Below are 3,349 nucleotides of genomic sequence, written 5' to 3'. Positions count from 1 at the left end.
GGCTGTTTTTTCCAATTCCTTGATGGATTTCTTGGGAGAAATCTTAGGAGCGACAGCTAGGAGATTTTCTGAAAAATAGTTCAAAAAAGTCCCGTTGTACTTGATTCGTTTTTCAATCAGATGGTACTTGCGGCTCTGAAGATTAATCACTAAGGCCTCATCAGCACCCGTTCCAAATCCAGGCAAGTTATTCTGAGTTAGCTTGATTGGATTGTCAACCTCTCCTCCGAGGTGAGTCAAGGTCTCCCGCAGGGCAATTCGTAAGAAAGCAAAATGTTCTACACCTTCTTTAGAAAATTGCACAAAAATCAAGTCATTGGTCTTGAGATTTTCTGAAATGCTGAACTCCTCTTTCCAGAGATTAGCCAGTGTTACTGATGTCTCCAACAAATCGTCTGTGATGTGATTGAAGAAGGGATTTTCTTCTTCGAAAATCCCAGTCTTAGCTTCATCTGAATACACACGTTCAATTTTTTTACGCAAGTATTCTTCGATTTTTGGAGTGATATTGAGAAACTTATCCGCTAGGAACAGCTCGGTATCATCCGGACTGAACTGATGGATAATAGCTTTCTTAATATAAATGTCCATAAAAGTATTAGTCCTCGTATAATGGGAAGGCATCTGTTAATTCTTTAACTGCACTTCTCACTTCTTCTAAGACAGCTTCATTTTCTGCATTCTTGAGGGTTTTAATGATGAGCTTAGCCACTTTGCGACTTTCTTCTTCACCAAATCCACGTGCAGTAATGGCTGCTGCTCCGATACGAATCCCACTTGTCTTGAATGGTGACAAGGTTTCGTAAGGAATTGAGTTTTTATTTAGGGTAATATTGACTTCATCCAGCAAGTTTTGAGCAACTTTTCCGTTTTCTACAACCTTAGTCACATCCACTAGGAAGAGGTGGTTTTCAGTCCCACCAGAAATAATACGGAAATCAGGGTCTTGCAAGAAGACATCTGCCATAGCCTTGCTGTTTTTGATCACATTAGCAGCGTATTCCTTGAAGGCTGGATCCAAAACTTCTTTGAATGAAACTGCCTTAGCTGCAACAACATGCTCCAAAGGACCGCCCTGAATACCTGGGAAAATAGCTGAATTGATTTTCTTAGCAAGTTCTTCGTCATTAGTCAAAATCAAACCACCACGTGGTCCACGAAGGGTTTTGTGGGTCGTTGTTGTAGTGATGTGAGCGTATGGCACTGGGCTCGGATGTAGACCAGCTGCCACCAAACCAGCGATATGAGCCATGTCCACCATGAGCTTAGCTCCAACAGCATCAGCAATTTCACGGAATTTTGAAAAGTCGATAATTTGAGAATAGGCTGAAGCACCTGCTACAATCAATTTTGGTTTTACTTCTTGGGCTTGTTTCAAGATAGCATCAAAGTCCAAGAGTTCTGTTTCAGGGTCCACACTATAAGACACAAAGTTATAAGTTTGACCTGAGAAGCTGACAGGAGCTCCGTGAGTCAAGTGTCCACCTGCTGCCAAATCCATCCCCATAACGGTATCACCTGGCTCAATCAAGGCCATGTAAGCCGCACAGTTGGCTTGGCTTCCTGAGTGAGGTTGGACATTGGCAAATTTTGCACCGAAAATTTCTTTTGCACGTTCAATAGCTAGACTTTCTACCACGTCTACTACATCTGTTCCACCATAATAACGGCGACCTGGGTAGCCTTCGGCGTATTTATTCGTCAAGATAGACCCTTGAGCTGCCATAACAGCCTTGGAAACTACGTTTTCCGAAGCAATCAACTCAATGTTGTTTTGTTGGCGTTCTTCTTCTTTGGCAATAGCATTCCAGAGATCAGCATCATATGCTTTAAAATCGTCTTTGTCAAAAATCATAGGTCTTCTCCTTTATAGTGTGACTGGTCCTTTAGTTTGTTTTACAATAAGAAAATAAACTAAAAGATGCGAATAAACCGTTTCTGCACTTTATCACAAGTATAACCAACTTTTTCATAAAATGCATGAGCACCCAGACGATGATCGGCAGAGTTTAAGCGGATAAACCCATAACCCCGTCTTTTTGCTTCTTGATCCAACCCTTGCAATAAGCTTTTACCAATACCTTGCCCTTGCGCTTGAGGTGAAACTGCTAAGGCTAAAATATTAAATCCTGCTTTAGAATAAAGTGATTCATAGACCTCAGCGTGGACATATCCAAGCAAGGCATGACTGTCTTCATCCTCATAGCCAAGTAGGAAATGATGTGAATCCTGAGATAATATAGTTAGTTGACTAGCTGTGTCCTCTGGACTAAAAGAATAGCCCAAAGCCTCTTGGTTGATGTTACAAATAGCTTTCACATCTGTTTCTCTTAAATTTCTTAGCATTTTAAGCCTCCTCAAAAGAAATCTCTGGCAACCGAGCAAGAATATCTTCTCGCTTAATGGCCCCTTGGCGTAAGATTTTCACCTTGTCTCCAGACAAATCCAAAATAGTTGAATCCTGTCCAGTTAGAAAAGCATCGTCTTCCAGACCCAAAACCTCTTGGTCAAAATCCTCTAGAATTTGCTTAAATGTCACTCCACTTGCCTGACCTGAAATATTGGCAGACGGTCCAATCAAGGGCCCCGTCTCTCGAATCAAATCAAGGGTAATGGGATGACTCGGCATCCGAAATCCAACAGTTGCAAGACCAGAATTGACCCAATAGGGAACTCGGTCATTGGCTTCAAGGATAATGGTCAAGGGACCTGGTAAAAAGGTCTCTACAAGTTTTTGTAGATAAGTTGGCTGATTCTTTGAAAAGTTCAAGATATCCTCTAAAGAGGCGATATTGAGATTAAGCGCCTTGTCTCTTGGACGACGTTTGAGCTGGTATACATGATTAACTGCTTTTTCGTCTAGAGCTTTGGCAAAGAGACCATAAACTGTCTCGGTAGGTAAAACAACCGCCCCACCCTTTTCCAACTCTTGTCTAATCCTGTCCATCATCAACTACGACCATCCTATCTTGACCAAATTGGTCCTTGAGTGTTCGAACTCGCTGTTCAGGAAGATGTTTCCTAAAAAGTTCAGGAACACTTTGACCTTGCTTGTATCCAATTTCAAGGTAAATCTTACCACCATCTTTGAGATAGTCTTTTGCATCTTCCGCAATTCTACGGTAAATAGCTAGGCCATCCTCGTCTGCAAAGAGAGCTAGATGAGGTTCTGAATGCAAAACATTCAAGCCGACCTCTGACGCATCTTCACGAGAGATATAGGGTGGATTGGAAACAATTATATCATATTTTTCAGAAATTTCTGTAAAACAGTCAGATTTTTTTAAAAATATTTGAAGATTTTGATTTTTAGCATTTTCGCTAGCTAACTCTAAAGCATTTTGGGAAT

At 41.2% G+C, this 3,349-nt stretch carries 5 protein-coding genes; all 5 read right to left on the bottom strand.

Translation table 11 applies throughout. The features are described from left to right. A partial coding sequence (locus QZ565_RS08880; RefSeq protein ID WP_295528411.1) for a nucleoid-associated protein occupies positions 1 to 591 on the bottom strand: 591 nt, incomplete at its 3' end. A 7-nt stretch (positions 592 to 598) separates the two neighbouring features. Further along, the gene (gene glyA / locus QZ565_RS08875) at positions 599 to 1,855 is read right to left on the bottom strand and encodes a serine hydroxymethyltransferase (RefSeq protein ID WP_265485035.1); all 1,257 of its coding nucleotides are present in this window, start codon (positions 1,853 to 1,855) and stop codon (positions 599 to 601) included. 59 nt (positions 1,856 to 1,914) lie between these two features. Further along, positions 1,915 to 2,346: a GNAT family N-acetyltransferase gene (locus QZ565_RS08870; RefSeq protein WP_295528406.1), complete on the bottom strand. Its 432-nt coding sequence runs from the start codon at positions 2,344 to 2,346 to the stop codon at positions 1,915 to 1,917. A gap of 1 nt (position 2,347) precedes the next feature. After that, complete coding sequence (locus QZ565_RS08865; protein WP_084929663.1) at positions 2,348 to 2,950, bottom strand: L-threonylcarbamoyladenylate synthase; 603 nt, start codon at positions 2,948 to 2,950, stop codon at positions 2,348 to 2,350. Beyond that, positions 2,934 to 3,349, bottom strand: a 416-nt coding sequence (locus QZ565_RS08860; protein WP_295528400.1) for a methyltransferase, incomplete at its 5' end; no start/stop codon positions are given. The genes QZ565_RS08860 and QZ565_RS08865, both read right to left, overlap by 17 nt.

It is taken from the genome of uncultured Streptococcus sp., assembly GCF_915066115.1.
GTDB lineage: Bacteria > Bacillota > Bacilli > Lactobacillales > Streptococcaceae > Streptococcus.
The sequence above is the reverse complement of the archived record's forward strand: the minus strand, read 5'-3'. Positions and strand labels throughout refer to the sequence as shown.

Bases quoted from the DNA above. Each gene is read 5' to 3' on its own strand.
- glyA (WP_265485035.1), bottom strand. From the start codon at position 1,855: ATGATTTTTGACAAAGACGATTTTAAAGCATATGATGCTGATCTCTGG.
- QZ565_RS08870 (WP_295528406.1), bottom strand. From the start codon at position 2,346: ATGCTAAGAAATTTAAGAGAAACAGATGTGAAAGCTATTTGTAACATC.
- QZ565_RS08865 (WP_084929663.1), bottom strand. From the start codon at position 2,950: ATGATGGACAGGATTAGACAAGAGTTGGAAAAGGGTGGGGCGGTTGTT.